Annotated in this window: 19 protein-coding genes; 8 read left to right on the top strand and 11 right to left on the bottom strand. The window is 48.9% G+C overall.

The genetic code is table 11. The features are described from left to right. Positions 1-104 precede the first annotated feature (104 nt). The 5 genes from A3844_RS16485 to A3844_RS16465 all read right to left on the bottom strand — a co-directional run bounded on the left by A3844_RS16485 (position 105) and on the right by A3844_RS16465 (position 3,981). Positions 105-944 carry a metallophosphoesterase family protein gene (locus tag A3844_RS16485; RefSeq protein WP_244169788.1) on the bottom strand — a complete coding sequence of 280 codons (840 nt, stop codon included), beginning with the start codon at positions 942-944 and terminating at the stop codon, positions 105-107. Positions 945-1,043: 99 nt separating this feature from the next. Further along, the gene (locus A3844_RS16480) at positions 1,044-2,048 is read right to left on the bottom strand and encodes an alpha/beta hydrolase family protein (protein WP_074107969.1); all 1,005 of its coding nucleotides are present in this window, start codon (positions 2,046-2,048) and stop codon (positions 1,044-1,046) included. After that, the gene (locus A3844_RS16475) at positions 2,045-2,719 is read right to left on the bottom strand and encodes a GNAT family N-acetyltransferase (protein ID WP_074107968.1); all 675 of its coding nucleotides are present in this window, start codon (positions 2,717-2,719) and stop codon (positions 2,045-2,047) included. Before A3844_RS16475 ends, A3844_RS16480 begins: the two co-directional genes overlap by 4 nt. Next, positions 2,716-3,489, bottom strand: a complete 774-nt coding sequence (locus A3844_RS16470) for a MerR family transcriptional regulator (protein ID WP_074107967.1) — start codon at positions 3,487-3,489, stop codon at positions 2,716-2,718. The genes A3844_RS16475 and A3844_RS16470 overlap by 4 nt, the downstream gene beginning before the upstream one ends. Positions 3,490-3,564: 75 nt before the next feature. Continuing rightward, positions 3,565-3,981 carry a MarR family winged helix-turn-helix transcriptional regulator gene (locus tag A3844_RS16465; protein WP_074107966.1) on the bottom strand — a complete coding sequence of 139 codons (417 nt, stop codon included), beginning with the start codon at positions 3,979-3,981 and terminating at the stop codon, positions 3,565-3,567. A gap of 136 nt (positions 3,982-4,117) precedes the next feature. Between A3844_RS16465 and A3844_RS16460 the strand changes: the two genes are divergently transcribed. Beyond that, positions 4,118-4,588, top strand: coding sequence for a DUF2798 domain-containing protein (locus A3844_RS16460; RefSeq protein WP_074107965.1), 471 nt, complete (start codon positions 4,118-4,120; stop codon positions 4,586-4,588). A 214-nt stretch (positions 4,589-4,802) separates the two neighbouring features. Here the strand turns inward: A3844_RS16460 and A3844_RS16455 are convergent, their stop codons facing one another. Further along, positions 4,803-5,354: a TetR/AcrR family transcriptional regulator gene (locus A3844_RS16455; RefSeq protein WP_074107964.1), complete on the bottom strand. Its 552-nt coding sequence runs from the start codon at positions 5,352-5,354 to the stop codon at positions 4,803-4,805. A gap of 146 nt (positions 5,355-5,500) precedes the next feature. Here A3844_RS16455 and A3844_RS16450 point away from each other — a divergent pair, with 146 nt between their 5' ends. Beyond that, on the top strand, positions 5,501-6,421 hold the full coding sequence (locus tag A3844_RS16450) for a ketopantoate reductase family protein (RefSeq protein WP_074107963.1): 921 nt from the start codon (positions 5,501-5,503) through the stop codon (positions 6,419-6,421). Between the two features lie 157 nt (positions 6,422-6,578). Here the strand turns inward: A3844_RS16450 and A3844_RS16445 are convergent, their stop codons facing one another. The 4 genes from A3844_RS16445 to A3844_RS16430 all read right to left on the bottom strand — a co-directional run bounded on the left by A3844_RS16445 (position 6,579) and on the right by A3844_RS16430 (position 10,136). Continuing rightward, on the bottom strand, positions 6,579-7,547 hold the full coding sequence (locus tag A3844_RS16445) for an ROK family protein (RefSeq protein WP_074107962.1): 969 nt from the start codon (positions 7,545-7,547) through the stop codon (positions 6,579-6,581). 32 nt (positions 7,548-7,579) lie between these two features. Then, positions 7,580-8,770, bottom strand: coding sequence for an ROK family transcriptional regulator (locus A3844_RS16440; RefSeq protein ID WP_074107961.1), 1,191 nt, complete (start codon positions 8,768-8,770; stop codon positions 7,580-7,582). Positions 8,771-8,900: 130 nt separating this feature from the next. After that, complete coding sequence (locus A3844_RS16435; RefSeq protein ID WP_074101705.1) at positions 8,901-9,467, bottom strand: TetR/AcrR family transcriptional regulator; 567 nt, start codon at positions 9,465-9,467, stop codon at positions 8,901-8,903. Between the two features lie 48 nt (positions 9,468-9,515). Further along, on the bottom strand, positions 9,516-10,136 hold the full coding sequence (locus A3844_RS16430; RefSeq protein ID WP_074107960.1) for a GNAT family N-acetyltransferase: 621 nt from the start codon (positions 10,134-10,136) through the stop codon (positions 9,516-9,518). Positions 10,137-10,307: 171 nt separating this feature from the next. On the opposite strand from A3844_RS16430, the gene A3844_RS16425 reads away from it, so the two are divergent. From A3844_RS16425 to A3844_RS16400, 6 genes are all read left to right on the top strand, one after another. Continuing rightward, on the top strand, positions 10,308-10,712 hold the full coding sequence (locus A3844_RS16425) for a hypothetical protein (RefSeq protein WP_074107959.1): 405 nt from the start codon (positions 10,308-10,310) through the stop codon (positions 10,710-10,712). A 5-nt stretch (positions 10,713-10,717) separates the two neighbouring features. Further along, positions 10,718-11,119, top strand: a complete 402-nt coding sequence (locus A3844_RS16420) for a hypothetical protein (protein WP_074086435.1) — start codon at positions 10,718-10,720, stop codon at positions 11,117-11,119. A gap of 127 nt (positions 11,120-11,246) precedes the next feature. Continuing rightward, entirely contained in the window at positions 11,247-11,618 is a 372-nt protein-coding gene (locus tag A3844_RS16415; RefSeq protein WP_074086434.1) for a hypothetical protein, read from the top strand. Positions 11,619-11,632: 14 nt separating this feature from the next. Next, positions 11,633-12,868, top strand: a complete 1,236-nt coding sequence (locus A3844_RS16410; protein ID WP_074086433.1) for a sialidase family protein — start codon at positions 11,633-11,635, stop codon at positions 12,866-12,868. Positions 12,869-12,983: 115 nt separating this feature from the next. Then, positions 12,984-13,505 (top strand): DUF3231 family protein, encoded by a 522-nt coding sequence (locus tag A3844_RS16405; RefSeq protein WP_074086432.1) that lies wholly within the window; start codon positions 12,984-12,986, stop codon positions 13,503-13,505. 185 nt (positions 13,506-13,690) lie between these two features. After that, the gene (locus A3844_RS16400; RefSeq protein ID WP_074107983.1) at positions 13,691-15,430 is read left to right on the top strand and encodes a glycoside hydrolase family 13 protein; all 1,740 of its coding nucleotides are present in this window, start codon (positions 13,691-13,693) and stop codon (positions 15,428-15,430) included. Here the strand turns inward: A3844_RS16400 and A3844_RS16395 are convergent. Continuing rightward, complete coding sequence (locus A3844_RS16395; RefSeq protein ID WP_074107958.1) at positions 15,420-16,688, bottom strand: erythromycin esterase family protein; 1,269 nt, start codon at positions 16,686-16,688, stop codon at positions 15,420-15,422. The genes A3844_RS16400 and A3844_RS16395 overlap by 11 nt on opposite strands. Between the last annotated feature and the right edge of the window lie 30 nt (positions 16,689-16,718).

The following is a 16,718-nucleotide window of genomic DNA, read 5'->3' as shown; positions in this document are numbered from 1 at the left end:
GAATCGTTTGAAGGACTTCTCCCCACAATTTCGTACCCTTTTTGGAGCGTTCCACAAGATTGACGTCGGACAATTCAAAGATAGATTTAAGCAGTTACTTTGGCCTACACCACTTTTACCTGAAAGGCTTCAACACTGACTTGATTCCCGTTCATCGTCAAGGCTCCATCGTAATATCCCCGGTCCCCGTTCGGCTTGCATTTATAATCCCCCGAGCATCCGCAGACGAAAAACTTGGTGGTGGCAAATCCAGGGTAGATATGGTCAAGCTTCCGGTAAAATAAATGTCCATGATGCGTAAAAATGGCGAGTACCCTGTTTCTTGCTTTTGGAGGGATGGCCATGAAAAACTTGCTGGTTTCCGACTGGCTCAGCACATGGCTCGGCTCCACAGTAATCCCCGCAATCTTCAAAGGCCAATGAAAATCAATCACATAAAAGTGCTTGTCATCCAGCTTCTTCAGCAGCGCCAGGCTCGCTGGACTGAACTGGCCCAATGCGCAATCGAGCCACACGTACTTCACTTTGCCTTGCGTTCCCGGAAAGTTCATTTGTCCGGACACAGCGCCCAAATATTTGGTGAATAACGGCCGGGTACTCGCCTCCCAATTGCCTATGGATGCTTTGTAAGGAATACTCCCAAGCGTGCTTAATACAGTATCCTTGAAGTCCTTGTAATACGCATCCGCATGATTCCCATGATCCGCCCCCGCCTGGGCATTGTCGCCGCCAAATATCACAAACCCCGGTTTTACACCGCTGACCGCTTTCGGCAAAAGGTTCTTAAATATGCCGGAGCTGTTCCCATATCCCACATGACTGTCCCCGATCACCGCAAAGCGGATAACCTGGGCTTTGGCCGGAGGAGTGGCTGCTGCTCGCTTAACCGCAGTTCTGGAGGGAAGAAGTCTTGCGGGGGCCGGTGAAGCCTTTTTTTTCATCATGTCTCGCCTCTCTCAAATGGTTTAGTCAGATATAATAGTATTTATATTCAATACTGAATTACATATCTTGGACATAAGAGAGGCTTTTCAGCGTTCGGATCAAGGAAGCTTCTGCAAAAAATCTGCAATTTGCTCCATATAGCCTTTGACCGTGATTTGTCTTGGCGCGAACAGGCTGATTATCACGGCCCGCAGCCTGGAATCCGCCGTACGGGTAGTCAGCATGGAGTGCTCTGTGCCGGGAAAGACCTTGACCGTGAGCAAGGATGGGCTCACCTCTCTGCGGTATACCTCCTCCGTTTCCCTCCAGTCTACATTCACATCCTCTTCCCCCAGCAGGAGGAGTACAGGAGAGTTGAAGTGCTGCAGATCGTCAGTCGCATCCGCTCTGAAGTTCTTGCCCACGAAGGTCCAGCGGTCCCGGGACATCACATCCTCCTGATTCGCTGCTTTTACATATTCTTCGTACGTTGCATTCTTTGCCAGAAGCTCCTTGATCTGCTGTTCATACGCTACCTGTGCGGAAATTTCATCCCCGGAATAACCGTCCTTCGCCATTTGCATCCGCGTATTGTACTCCCCCTGGGTTAACCAGTTGATCGCTGGAGATACCAGAATACTGAAGGCAAGCGGCTCCTTCCCCGCAAGCTTCGGAATCACCCATCCGGCCTGGCTGGCTCCCCACACACCTATCCGAGATGGATCAATCATCGGCTGTGTTCTCGCCCAGGCCAGCGCCTGGCGTGCTTCTTCCACCCGGTCATCGATGCTCTGATCGAGCCAATTCCCTGCTGATCCGTCAATGCCTCTCTTGTTCAGCGACAGCGAAGCATAGCCCTGTGCAGCAAGCCGCTCCCATAGCGGCTTATATCCATCCCCGTGGGAAGCATTAATCGGCCCGTCACCGTGAATGAACAACACAAGTCCCAGCTTACCGGAAGCGTTCTTCGGCAGGACAAGCGTACCTGTCAACTTGCCTTGGGGAGAGTCGATCTCAATGGACTGCTCACTCATGTCAAAGCTGTTTTGCTGGAATACATACAGTACCGCGCCCGTACAGAGCAGTACAATAACCAGGAGTAATCTTCCTATTATTCTTTTCATAAGGACTCCTCTCCGGCTCTATGCTCTGTGGGTTCGAGCGGCAAAATCATATATTCCCATTTCCATTCACGAACAAGAACATACAGCAGCAGACGGTGCTGCTCCTCTTGCGTACTGAAGGAAATTTGTTCATATAGCCGCTTGGCACCTGCATTGCTCCCGGAGACATGGAGGCTCAGGAAAGTCCATTGCGGCTGGCAAACCGCATAAGCGTGCGCCCATTGCAGCAGCAGCTTGCCTGTCCCCTTCCCGCGATGCAGCGGATGGACAGACAGATCGGCAATATAGCATTCTCCGTCCTGCGGCTCATGGCTCAAAACGTGTAACGCTGTCAACAGCTTGAACACCTTCCACCTCCCGAACCGGGCCAGTTCCCGCATCTCTGAAAGTCTTGCAGATGGAGGTGCCTCCGCAGTATCAACGCCTGCACCCGGTTTCCACTTGAGGCACAGCGTTCCAATCACCGTTTCTTCATGTATTGCTACCATACGTTGACTTGACTGTTCTCCCGGAAAGGCATCCAGCAGCTCTTCGAACAAGAGAGCCAGATCGCCTTCCCCCATCCGGGTTAAGGGAGAAAACTTGCCGCTGAACGCGTGCACAAGAAGTTGGCTGACCTGCCGGTTGTACTTGGCCTGCATCGGTTCAATAGTGAAGGAGGACTTCATCATGCGGATACCATCCGCTGCAGCAGCTCGTAATGAAGCTTATCCTGACTGAACAGGGAGAGATACGATTTCTCAATGAGGATTAGAGGTCCTGCGGAAATATAGGCATGCTCTGCCGCATATTCGCCAAACCGGACGATCTGTTGAGCCAGTTCATCCTCCCGGGACACCTGAAACGGGGAGCACAGATACTCTCCTGCAGCCAGCACCAGATCTACCGTTTCCGTGGCTTCCATGACTTCCGTGCAAAGTACAGCGGAACCGGTGCCTTCATACACATAATGAATGTCTGCTTCAAACAGATTAAGGGCAGGCTTGGCATACTCCGCAAGTTGTCTCGCCTGTAGGGCAGACTGTTCGTTAAGCTCGAACCACCGCCTCAAATTTACGGATTCCCGCCGCACTACCCGGTAAGCCGTGGTATCCTGGCTGAAATCATCGTGCTCATGCAGTACCTTGCCAATAAAATGCTCAAGCTGCTGAAGCCGGAGAATCTCGGATTGCGTATCTTCCAAAGAGTTCTGGAGCATTTGCCGGACCTCATCCGGCCCAAAGTCTGTCATACATTCCTTGACCGTCTGGACCGGCAGCCCCAGCTTCCGCAGCAGCATAATATGGGCCAGCTGATAGATCTGGTCGATGCTATACCTACGGTACTGGTTGCCGTCAGTATAAGAAGGCAGAAGTACACCCTTTTCTTCAAAATAGCGGATCTGATGCACCGACACATTCATAAGCTTGGCTAGTTCACTGATGGTGATCTCACTCTTCATTAACTTCACTCCCACCGTTCTGGATATCTGTAAAGATACACCTTAGGTCAGACCTAAGGTCAAGAGTGGAACATCCTACAGCCATTCCTCCGTCAAAAGCTTCTTTAGCAGTTCAACCTGCTCCTGCCCTAAGCGATCTATGATCTGCCGCTCCATCTCTACCTTAATCTCCAGCATGCTGCGGCATGCCTCAGACCCTTTTCCGGTTAGAGTAATGTGCTTGTCCCGGGCGTTGCCAACGACCTGGGCGATCTTGACGTATTCTTCGGCAAGCAGGCCGTTGATGCATTTCTGTGCGCCCTGCCGGGAAATATGGATTAATCGGCTGACTTCCGAAATAGATAAAACAGTATGCAGGTCAAGCATGGCCAAAATATGAGTTTCGGTCTTATTAAGCGGGTAGCTGCTCCGCCCGTTCACCTCTTCCCGCAAAGCCTTATGCTTTTCGCTGATTAAGTCAATTAAATTCAGGTTTTGTATATACTCCTTCATCTGTCCGGCCTCCAAGTATACAGGTGATTTAAGTGTATCACTTTCAGGACGTTTTTTGTCAACTTGGTTGACGATTAATTCGGGGTCTGTTACTATGATCGCAGTCACAAAATTATATTTCAAGGGAGTTTGGGCAATGGGAAAGAATAAAAAAGAGGCTTTGATCTTTACGGCAATCATGTGTACGTTAATGGTGCTCTTCATGAGCATTTATAATGTAATTCTCTCCACTGGCTGGACCACCAGCGTCATTACGGAGGTAGCCATCGGCTTTGTCCCCGCATTAATTGTCGGCCTGTTCATGGATGTGGTGGTAGTCAGCAGAATAGCCAAAGGAATCGCGTTCAAGCTCGTCAAACCGACAGATCCAACACTCAAAAAAGTACTTACCATCTCCTTCTTCATGGTCTGCGGCATGGTGCTATGCATGTCCTTATACGGTACCCTGGCACACTACGGATTTAGCGGCAACTTCTTCGCCCATTACTTTTCAACGGTGGGACTCAATTTCATCTGCGCGCTGCCCCTTCAGCTCATAGTAGTCGGTCCGCTCACCCGGTTCCTGTTCATGCGGATTTTCCCGGTGCCGGCTCATGCGGCTGCATAACCTGTAAGCTGCAATTGAAAGGTAAGTCAACAATCAAGATTAAGGAAGGAAAGATCATATTGATTCATGATTACAGTTGAGTACACCACACGTAAAAAGGACCTGGTTAGGAATTAATTAACCAAGTCCTTTTTTTGCGCCCAGCTCTACTATGCATACCAACTGATCTCTATCGTTCATCTCTGTACACAAGGATTGGGTTTGAATGGTAGATTTATTTTTTAGAATAGGGTGTTATCCCCTTTGTATACAGGTTATCCATTAGCCCGAAAAATTCCTCCGGCGATAAATCCTTTTCCCGCTGAAGCCATAGACGAAATAAAGAAAGTGATGTGGAGATGTGAAACTCAATCAAGTAGGGCGTTATGGAATGGTTTGACGGCAAGCTTAAATCCAGTCTGTCAAGGGTCATTTCTCTTTTTAGGCGTTCTAAAAAACGAAGACTTCCATAGTCCCCCAAGAGCGCCTTAAGCACCGAGAGATGTTCCCTGTCTTCCAAACAATGAAGCGCATTCTGAACATTGTAGGTAGATAGCTCATTGTTCGCCAATTCTTCTTTGATGTAGCTCAATAAATCATTCTCAACAAAGTCTAACAATTCGTAAATATCCGTAAAGTATTGATAAAAGGTGCTGCGGTTATATCCCGCCTTATTCGCAATCTCCTGAATGGATATTTTTTCAATCGGCTTTTGACTATATAACTCACAAAAAACATCTATGAAGTTTCGTCTTGTTTTTTCCGTGATTTCGGGCTGCTTTTTCATTTTACACTCCTATTGAGAACAAGAATATCATCCGACAAATCATAAAAAACTGATGGTTGATCAAAGAATACTAAAGATCTATGATCACATTATACAACATGTTGTCGGATGATTAAAAGAAAATGCTGAAAAATAGGAGTGGTTTTATGTCAGCAAAACAAAATAGAGTTTTAATTTTTGGTGCAGGTGTTATAGGAAGCGCATACGCAATCAAATTCATTGAAGCAGGGATTGACGTTACTCTGTTTGCACGTTCTGATAGGTTCAAAACCTTGAAAGAAAATGGCCTGCAATATTATGAAAAAGGTGCGGTTAAGTCTATAAAAGTAAATGTCATTGATACGCTTGAACATGATGATGTATATGATTTTATTTTCGTTACCGTCCGTTACGATCAATCCGAATCAGCGTTGCTGGCACTTAAAGACAATCAAAGCAAAAATATTGTTACAATGACCAACAATTCAATTGGATTTTCTTCGTGGCTGGATATTATTGGAGACCGGCTTTTACCCGCTTTTCCTGGTGCCGGCGGACAGATTAAAGAGGGGATTTTGTATGCCCGGTTCCCGCCAAAGATTCTGATAGCTACTAAGTTTGGAGAAATAAGCGGTGAAGTGACCGAACGTGTAGAAAACCTCGTACAATTATTTAAAACAGCAAAGCTTCCCTGCACAATTCATAAGGACATGAAATCATATCTGATAACTCATTCCGTATCGGACATTGCGTTGCTTAGTGTTCTACATGTAGGAAATAAGATAATCGACGAAAAAACAGTTAGAACCAGAAAAACGGCACACCAAATAACCCTCACTCTAAAAACGTATTTAAGGGCCATCCAAAAAGCTGGCGTTGCCATTCATCCTTCTGTATTTAAAATGGTGCTTATATTCCCAAATTGGGTGTTGGATTTGTTCTTTATGATCTGGCTGCGGACAAAAATGGTGAAGGATATGCTGCTGCCGGATTATGCGAATAGTGCCAAAAAGGAAATTGTGCAGCTGAATAACGATTTATTGAAGTTTTTAAATCAAAATGATATCGATCTGGAAATACATGCTTAGTGACTTCTGTTCGTTCCAAATAAGCATAACCGTGCTGAGCTAACGGGAAACGTTTTTTCAATAAAACAGCGGCAGTCAGGGACTTCATTTGTCGTCCCTGACTGCCGCTGTTTCTTTTATTAGGGGGCCATCTATTTGCAGGAGATGAATCCCAATCCTATTTACCTGCCAGTCTGCTCCTGACCGCTGCCGCAGCTCCGATGGCACCAGCTTGATTACCCAAGACCGCCTGCCTGATGATTACCGGTTGACGCGGAGTGTAACGGCTTACCCGGCCGGCAATTTCCTGGACATATCCAGCATTCTTCTCCACCACTCCGCCTCCGAGAATGATTAGATGAAGGTCCAGAGTGATCGTTATGTTCTTAATGACAACCGCCATCTGGTCATAAGACTTGTTCAAAATCTGCACAGCGGCTGCATCTTCCTGTGCCACTGCTGCAAATACATGCTCCGCCCGGACCGGTCCGCTTCCCGCGATTTGCCGGATCAGGGAGAAACGGCTGTCCTCAAGCAGATAATCGGCGGCCTTCTGGCCAATCCCTGTACCGGACACAGCCATTTCAAAAGGCCCGAATTCACTGTTCTCCGAATCGGCAGAAGCAAGGTCTGCTTCCGGTTCAAGAATCAAGTAACCAATCTCACCGGCCGAAAATCCGGCCCCCCGGTACAGCTGCCCGTTCAAAAACATAGCTCCGCCAATCCCCGTTCCTACCGTAATCATCATAAAATCCTCAGAGCCGGCGGCGGCTCCGGCAGCATGCTCTCCAAGCGCCGCCATATTCACATCGTTATCAAGCACAATTATCCCCGGATAATGGGCTGCGATGACCGGACGGATATCTATGGCAGGCCAATTCAGTGCAGGGGCACTGGATAGAATCCCTGTGGATTCATTCATCACCCCGGGAAACCCGATGCCAATTCCGCTGAGTGAGGCAAGACCGCCTCCATTTGCTGCGCAGAACTGCCCCAATTCATCAAACAACCAGGCGAAGAACAGCCGGGGATCACGCGTAAGTTGCGTCTCAAGCTTATGCTGCGCCAGGATATTTCCTTCTTCGTCAACCAGGCATAACAGCGTTTTGGTTCCGCCCACATCGATTCCGGCACTATGAATGTTCATTCCAGCAACCCTCCAGATTCTATTGATTATGTCTAAAGCGTCCATTCTTCACGGAGGCGGCGAAAGGCAGCTTGCACCGCAATCTGAATGGCTCCGGTAACGACATCCCTCTCCCGGTGGCATGAGACTGCCAGGCGCGGTTTGCGGTCCAGCCCGGTTAACCGGGCTTCCAGCCGGTGAAGCAATACGTCTCCGTTGCTGCCAAGTCCTCCACCCAAAACAATTGAATCTGGAGCGATTACAGCGCAAATATTGGTTAATGCCTCTGCCAGCATTCCACTATACACGTCCATTACGGACTGTGCCACAGGATCACCCTTTCTGACCTCTTCGAACAATCTCTCTGGAGAGATTCCGGGTTCAGAGCTGTAGGAATCCGGCTTCTTGTCCTGCTCCCCTGTTATAGCGGAGGTAAGCCTTAGAAGTCCCTTGGCAGAAAGAACATCCTCCAGCCTCCCGGCACTGAGCCTCATATTGGCTAATTCCCCTGCTCCTCCGCCCAGGCCGCGGTAGATTGCACCATCAATAATGATGCCTCCCCCGGTTCCTTCGCCTAACGAAAAGTATAAGAGTGAGCCCCCTCCTCCTGCGGCATCGCCAGTTAAGGAATGCTCCGCGAGTGCCGCCAGATTCACATCATTTTCAGTGATGACAGGGACGGGAAAAAGCCGGGTTAAGTTGGCAAGCTCCAATGTAGTTTCAAGGCCCTTCAGCGGTGAAACCAGCCTAGACACTTCACCGCCGGCAGGGTCCACGACCCCGGGAATTCCGATCGCGGCAGCCTTAATCCTGTCCCATGCTACACCGTATTCCTTAAGCAGCCCTTCCAGGCTTTCAACCAAAAAGGTCTGGAACTCTATATCTGTCAGGCTTCCTTCAGGCATTGCCAGCTGTTGGTACTGGACGATCTGCCCTCCCATATCAGCCAGCGCCATCCTGATCCGTGTAGCCCCCAGATCAACGCCGGCTACATAAAAGCAATGGGTATTGAATTCAAGCCAGGTTGCCTTTCTCCCCTGGGAGTTGTCGGCCCTGCCCGTCTCCCTGACCAGTCCACGCCCGATGAGATGAGTGATGGCTGAGGATACGGTTGGTTTGCTTAACCCGGTCTGACGGCTGAGATCGGCCCGTGATTGCGGTCCCCCGCCTATAATCTCATTCAGAATCAGCAATTCATTCAGATTGCGCATGGCTCTCGGCGTACCTGCAGATTGGTTTTTCATTGTTCATCCTTTTTGGTATAGTTAGTTAATTTTATTAACTAACTATACCTGCTAGCCCTATATTTTTCTAGTCCCCAAGAAAAGTATTTATTTCTCTTAGCTCCTTGGGGGTTTAGGTTCTTCTAATCTTTCACAAAAATCCCTCTTTCATCAAGCCATATAGAACAATATCACTCATCGCCTTAATGCCGGATTCGAAGCTGACCGGATGATTAGCAATATACTCATAATCCAGCAGCTTTCTCAGGGTTTCATTCAGCATGAGCTTGAGAATGACCGTGTCCACCTTCCGCAGCTCCTGATGGTTCATCCCTTCCTGCACCAGCTCAATGACACCATCCCAAATCGTGTCCAGGTGGTGGTTCACCTTCCCGTAGAGCCGGGGGTAATAACGCTGAAGGTCATCCATATGCCGGATAATGGTGCCTATCGAATAGGCATCAGGTATGTTTTGAAAATAGAGCCTGATCTTCTCCTGAACAGAAAGTTCTGCATCTTCCAGGATATCCGTATCCGATTGGGTAATTTCCGTAAACACAAAATCTATGGTTTTCTCTATCATTTCATCCTTACTTGAAAAATAGGCATATACGGTGCGTTTACTCGTACCCAGCTCTCTTGCCAGGTCCTCTGTCGTAAACCTCGTGCCTTTGGCGCCAAAACATTTTAAAATTTTAAAATAGACGTTATTGTCCATGCCCTTGCCCGTCCACCCTTCCTCTAGCTTCCGTTACAACCTTAACACTTAGGTAAGGATACACGGAAGGGGTTTTACCATACGATATAAATAATACGGTTTTTTCTCTATCGTATCCGTGATCTGGTATCCCAGCCGCTCATATAGATTGATGGCCCTGAGGTTCTCTTGCTTGACCGTCAGGGAGCATTTCCCGTAGTTGCTCAATCTGGCTTTTCCCTCTGCAAAATGAATTAATTTCGAACCGATTCCGTATCCCCGGCCTTCCGGCAAGGTTGCCAAAGCTCCGATGTGATATTCATCCGCTCTTCCCTCATTCAGGCTCACCATAGACCACAAATCCTGCAAATGCAGCAGCGAATGCTTGACGAGCTTCCATTTCCGCATTTTGATTAGCTCCCGGACCGTGGGCCACACCAGCTTATCCATCACCGATACCGGGTAGCAGGTAATCATCCCTATGGTTGTGTCATCCAGCCTGGCCTCAAAAGCATATTGATGGCTGAAACGGTTTTTTCCGAGACCCCATAATTGTTGTAATGTGCTCTCAATTAAGGTTTGATCTATCGATCCAACCAGCGGATAAGCCATATAATCCAGTGCCATACCCATCAGTCTGCCTCCGGACGCCGATTTGGGGTTGCCATTCATAATTGTAATGTTATCCATAATAAACCTTCCTTTCGATTCCTTTATTTCGGTACCCACATGGTTTTTATAGTACCACAATACGTGAACCCATTCCCCTTGTCAAATAGCGCCTGTGTCACGTCCAATCACTCTCACACCAACATACATATTTTATGAATAGAACAAATACGTTACAAGGAGCTGATTACTGTGGCCCAGATTCTCGATTTCAGTAAAAGTGTTGCCGCCAGCTTCAGCCAGTCGATCTCGATCCCCATTCTTGCATCGCCTTCAAGCAATACGCTCGCTCAATTCGGTTTGGCAACAGGGCAGGGAGGCAATGTGTGGCTGAGCGCGTCCGTCGGTGTCCAGAATACGCTGGGAAGTCCGGATTTGCTGTTCACTATTTTACGGGGAAGCACGGCGGTGTTTACGATTACGGCGAGTGCGCTGAATATCAATCAATATGATCCGATCAGCTTCTCTTTTGTTGACAGTAACTTGACCGCTGGCTATTTCGCCTATACCCTTACCGTTTCGCAGATCAATTCCGCTGTTCTGAACAGTGCAAATCTGGTAGGCCCCGTGTTATTTTCGGGCCTTTCCCTGGTGTGACTGTCATGACACAAATTATTGATCTGGGTAAAAGCATCCCGTCCAGCTTCTCTCAGTCCACCTCTTTATCTGTATTAGCTTTGCCAAGCAGCATCATTCTTGGACAATTCGGGTTGAATGTTGCCACAGGAGGATCGGTGCAGCTTGAAGCCACAATCGGTCTGCAGAGCACTGGCAGTAATTCCCCGGATGTTATCTTCACTCTCGTACGCAATGCGGTGCAGATCAGCACCTTCCGGTCCAGCGGTACCGCTGTGAATGCCTTTGATGCGGTGAAATTATCTTATGTAGACTCCGGGCTGACTTCGGGTTACTACGCTTATGCAATAACCGCGTCTTCTGTATCGGGCGGAAATATCCCCAACGTCGTCGGACCGATTGTATTTATGGGTTTATCCATTCTTTAAGCCCCACACAGAGGGAGATTCGTCCTCCCTCTGTAATCATACATATTCTGGAATTCCGGCATAGGACAAAATTGCTTCACATACGTTTTACTAAACGCCTCAACCAAGGCCGGAAGGAGTTCATGCCATGCCTTTTACAACGGGAGCGGTATACAATCCTCCAACAGGCTCCACCCATTTGGACCGGATTCAAATCTCCTGCTTAAACGATTCCATTATTTCCCCCATTAATCTCACCTTGCAGATTTTCCAGTTCCGTGGAGCGAGCTTCACACGTGTTGCTGTCGGAGAAACCCTTTTCCAGCTTAATCCCCAGCAGCTTGTTGCCCAGACCTATTCAGTTACGCTTGCCGATTATTATGAGGTCCAAGTCAATTTCTACAGTGCAGTAGACACCATTATTAACATCTTTGCGCTGGATGCGAGCGGAAACACTCTGGATCGGATTCTGCAGCCTGAACTTACATATATTGACCGGTTATCGATTATTTCTTCCTAAAATGAGGTGATCCATTGGCTAACGTGAACATAACTGCCGCTTTGCCGGGGAATCATATCGAGCCCTCGATAGCGGTAAATACGCTGGACCCGAATATTCTGTGTGTGGTCGCGGTGGAAGACAGTACAGGAACCGCATTAACAGGCTTCTACCGTTCGATCGACGGAGGAGCAACTTGGTCAAATACCGTATTGCCGCAAGCACCAGGGTACATGAGCGCAGAAGCCCCGACAATCGATTATACGTTTCCCGACACATTCATCGTGGCGGTTCATTACTTCAATGAATTTATGGATGGAACGATTGCTACCTACAGTTCTTTTGATAACGGAATAACGTTTAATCCCCCGGTCATTGTACAGCAAGGGTTTGGATTATATGTTCACAATGATGAACCTTATATCGCTGTTGACCGTTCTCCCTCCAGTCCCTACCGGGGAAATGCATATGTAGGCTATACGCCCATTTACGACCTTTCCCAGAACTCGGCTATCTTTTTCCAACGTTCTCTGGATCAGGGACTCAGTTGGGAACGGCCGCTGCGCATATCCGATCCCAGAGGCGAGCTTGACCGGGCTGCCCTTGCCGTCGGACTCGCCGGAGAGCTGTATGTCGGTTATATTCAGACCCGCTCCAACCTCCCGACGAATGCATATATCAGAGTATCTCTGGATGGGGGTGTTTCCTTCAACCCTCCAGTGATCCTGGGAGCTACGTTCATCGCCAGTACAGTTCCTGTGCCGAGTCCTCTGCCCGTGCCGAATTACGCGTTCCGGGTACAGACGAACCTCAGCTTGGGGACCGACATTTCCGCCGGACAGTTCGGGGGGTTTGTGTATGCGGTCTGGAATGATTTCCGTCTGGGCTATGCGGATGTCTTTTTTTCCCGTTCCCCGGATGGATTGCTGTGGTCCTCGCCTATTAGTATCACAGGAGCACCGGCGGGCTCACAGAACTTCTCCCCTTCCATTACCGTCTCCCCCTCGAACGGAACCATACGGGTGATTTATTACACCAACCGGGTGAACGGATTTCTATTGGATGTTTTTGTCGCTGAGTCTTTCAATGCCGGCGTTTCCTTCGCCAATCGGCGGATATCCGATGTTTCCACCAATCCAAACGGCAATTCTCCCACGCCTGTTCCGCTGATTGGCGACTATATTACTGCAGCTACCAAATTCCCGGATACGCTGGCCGCGGTCTGGAACGATTCGAGACTGGGCAAGCAGGATATCATTTATGGAAATTGAGAACTTCACACGAATTTGCGCGTTAATTTGTGGGATCCAGGACATACTATGCCAGTAAGCAGAGACGGAACTGCCGTCTTTTGAAAGAAAAATAAAAGGCTAAAGGAGTATGTGTATGTCAGGGATATTAGGCGGAAATTCAAAAGATGAACCTATGCATTACGGAGAAATATACGGTGTATGGCAAGCTTCAATGGTTGCAAAGGGATCCATCTCCTGTTACCGCGCATATCTGAATCATGCGGGTGACCATGAGCTGAAAAAAATCCTCGGCTCCTTGATTGATCAGGCTGAACTGGAAGTAAGCGAATGTGATAAACTATTGACAGATAACGGTATCGGCACTGCTCCGGCACTGCCTGACAGACCGCAGGTCAAGCTCGAAGACATTCCTGTGGGAGCAAGATTTACAGATCCCGAAATTGCAGCCAAAATTGCAGCGGACGTCGCCACTTCATTGGTAGCCTGCAGCCAAGTAATGGGACAAAGTATCCGTGAGGATATTGGGGCTTTATTCGCCAAGTATCACATGACTAAGGCAGCCCTTGGTGTCAAAATTCTGAAGATGACTAAAGAAAAAGGCTGGCTTATTCCTCCGCCGCTACAAGTGAAAAGACATGAAACTGTGAACGCCTAACAGCAGTAGCCCTTTCTATCCGAACCGGATAGAGAGGGCTTTTTAAATTCCACACTTGTAAATTCCCCGTAAAAGAAAGGCTTAATTTCCAATCCGGCGGCTACAATATACATATTCAAATGATTGGGAGGCCTTTTGTGAAGAACAAGGATTGTATTGTGAATTCTGCGGCAGAGCATAAACCTATTCATCTGGAGGGCCTGCATCATGTCCCTCACAGCAACTGGGCATACCTCTATGACAAGGACACCTTCCATTTGCGTGTCCGGACCCAGAAGGAGAATGTGAAGCAGGTCTTTGCCCTCACGGGCGACAAATACGATTGGAAGAACTATCATCATGAGCACAGGATGCAAAAGATAGTAACCGACCAGCTCTTTGATTATTGGGAAACGGCTGTAAAACCCCAAAATAAGCGCTTCTCTTATGCCTTTCGCTTTCATGCCGGAGAAGAGACCGTCTGGATGACAGAAGAAGGAATCTTCACCAGGCAGCCTGAACCGCCGGAGGGATACTTCGAAAGACCTTATATCCATGAAGTGGATCTGTTTAAGGCTCCGGAATGGGCCAAGTCTGCCGTATTCTATCAGATCATGCCCGACCGGTTCGCCAATGGCGACCCCGGAAATGATCCCGAGAGTATTTCAGCATGGGGAGATGCGCCTACGGTTGAAAGTTTCTTCGGAGGAGATCTTCAAGGAATCATAGACCATCTGGATCATTTGGCTGAGCTGGGGATCACGGCTATATATCTGACCCCCATCTTTGAAGCTCCAAGTAACCATAAATATAATACAACCGATTACAGGAAGGTGGACCCGAATTTGGGTGACCTTGCGGTACTGAAGAATCTGGTCAAAAACGCTCATGCCCGGCAAATCCGTGTTGTGCTTGATGCCGTGTTTAACCATATCAGTGCACAATCATCCCAATTTCAGGATGTGATTGAACATGGACCACACTCCCCCTATGCCGGCTGGTTCCACATTCATGAGTTTCCTGTGAAGGTAACCGATGGGAAGCCCAACTATGAGGCGTTTGGTTTTTTTGCTGAGATGCCCAAGCTGAATACGGCAAATCCTGAGGCCCGGAAATATCTGCTGGATACCGCTGCGTATTGGATGAACGAAGTAGCTATTGACGGCTGGAGACTGGATGTGGCCAACGAAGTTGACCATACCTTCTGGAGGAACTTCCGCAGGCTTGTTAAAACCATCAATCCCGACGCTTTTATCATTGGAGAGGTGTGGAGTGATTCTATGCGCTGGCTGCACGGAGATCAATTCGATTCGGTCATGAACTATCCGCTTGCAAGGCGTTTGATTGAATATCTGAATAACGGTGACATTGACGCTCAACGCTTTGGAGCCCAGATTAGCAACCTCCTGATGCGTTACCCGCAGCAAGCCAATGAGGTATTGTTCAACCTGCTCGCGAGTCACGATACTCCGCGGATTCTCACACAGCTGGGCGGGGATGCAAGAAAGCTTAAGCTGGCTGCAGCCTTCCTGTTCACTTTTACCGGGACTCCCTGCATCTTGTATGGCGATGAAATCGGTCTTGAGGGGACCGGTGATCCGGATTGCCGCAAATGCATGATCTGGGAAAAAGAGTTCCAGAACCGGGAACTGTTCGAGTGCTACCGGTCTCTGATCCGGCTGCGCGTAACGTTCCCGGCTTTGCAGACAGGCTGTTTCCATGTCCTGAGGGCAGACCCGGGGGAACGCGCTTTTGTATATGAACGCAAGGATGCGCATGCACATTTCGTCATTTCACTGAACCCTTCGGAACAGCTTGTTTCCCTGTCCCTTCCGCTGGAAGGAGCATTTCAGGATGTAACCAATAAGGAACAAGTGATTTCAACAGGAGGATGCTTGCAGCTCCATCTTGAACCTTTCAGTTACCAAATTCTGATCAAGAGGTAAAAGCAGCCCCCGTCTGAACCGGAGACAGCGCGTGGGTATGGTCGAGATAAATAAAAGCGTTGTAGCGCTTCGAAAGGATGGAGGGTACGTAATTGCCCCGCTCCCGTTCCGGATGGTAGACCACACCAATAGCCCGGTGTCCGATAACCTTCTGGTCCAGTACGGTCTCTTCCTGGCTGAACAAGAGCAGCTTGTCTTCTGCCCCATCCCGGTGCAGCAGCTCCTCCCAGCTGTTCTTAAGCGCTGGCGGAACCTGCATTTCCTCCGCTGGAGCTCCCCAGGCTCTCCCGGCAATGACCGTCCCCCGGTACGTCCCGAAGCCAACGGCATATACGGTGCTTCCATATTTTTCACGCAGCAATTGTCCTACATTGACCATCTGGTCCTGCGCCATATCGGTTGCCCGGGCATCACCAATATGAGTGTTATGCTCCCATACCACTACCCGGGCACCCTCACCATGGAACTCCATCAGCTTCTCCAAGGCTGCAACCATATGGCGGTCCCGGATGTTCCATGAATCGGAGTCATGACGTATCATCGTCCGGTAATAGGATTCCGCCCCCTGTACAGTCATCGCATTGAGCTCAGCGCTTAATGCATTCTCGCGGTCAGCCGGATGGGCCTGCTTCCACTCATCCTGAAGTTTGCTTAACAGCGAAACCACCTCCTCCTCGCAGCCCTCTCCGTATAAAGACGCTGATATCCCATACGACTGCCCCTCCCTGCCGTAAGGTTCAAAGCATTCAAAAGCATGCATAGCCGCTTCCAGGTCCGGGCTGCCTTTAGAAGTGAGATATTTCAGAATTTCATCCATTGATTCCCAAAGACTATACATATCTATGCCGTAAAAGCCAACCTTCTCTGATTCCGGCCGCTCTTCATTATAGCTGCGCAGCCATTCCGCCAATTCCAGAATTTCGCGGTTCGCCCACATCCAGGAGGGCCATCGGGTATAATCGCTGAGGGCCTCCCTTGCTTGGTCTGCCGCATCCGGATACCCTTTGATATAGCGGTTAAGCGTATAGCAGGATGGCCAGTCCCCTTCTACCGCAATGAACCGGAAGCCTTCTTCTGCGATAAGACGTTTGGTTAGCCCGGCACGAACGCTGTAGAACTCTGAGGTGCCATGCGATGCTTCTCCGAGCAGAACATAACTTGCGCTTTTGGCCTCAGCGATCAGACTGTCATACGATTCATCGCTGCCCCAAGGCTGAGCGAGCTTCCGTATGGATTGCATAAGGGTTGAATCATTCATTCGCCGTCATCCTCCAGTTGTAATTTCATT

The sequence above is a fragment of the Paenibacillus helianthi genome (assembly GCF_001909055.1).
Lineage (GTDB): Bacteria > Bacillota > Bacilli > Paenibacillales > Paenibacillaceae > Paenibacillus_AQ > Paenibacillus_AQ helianthi.
This window is presented reverse-complemented; position numbering and strand designations above follow the sequence as displayed.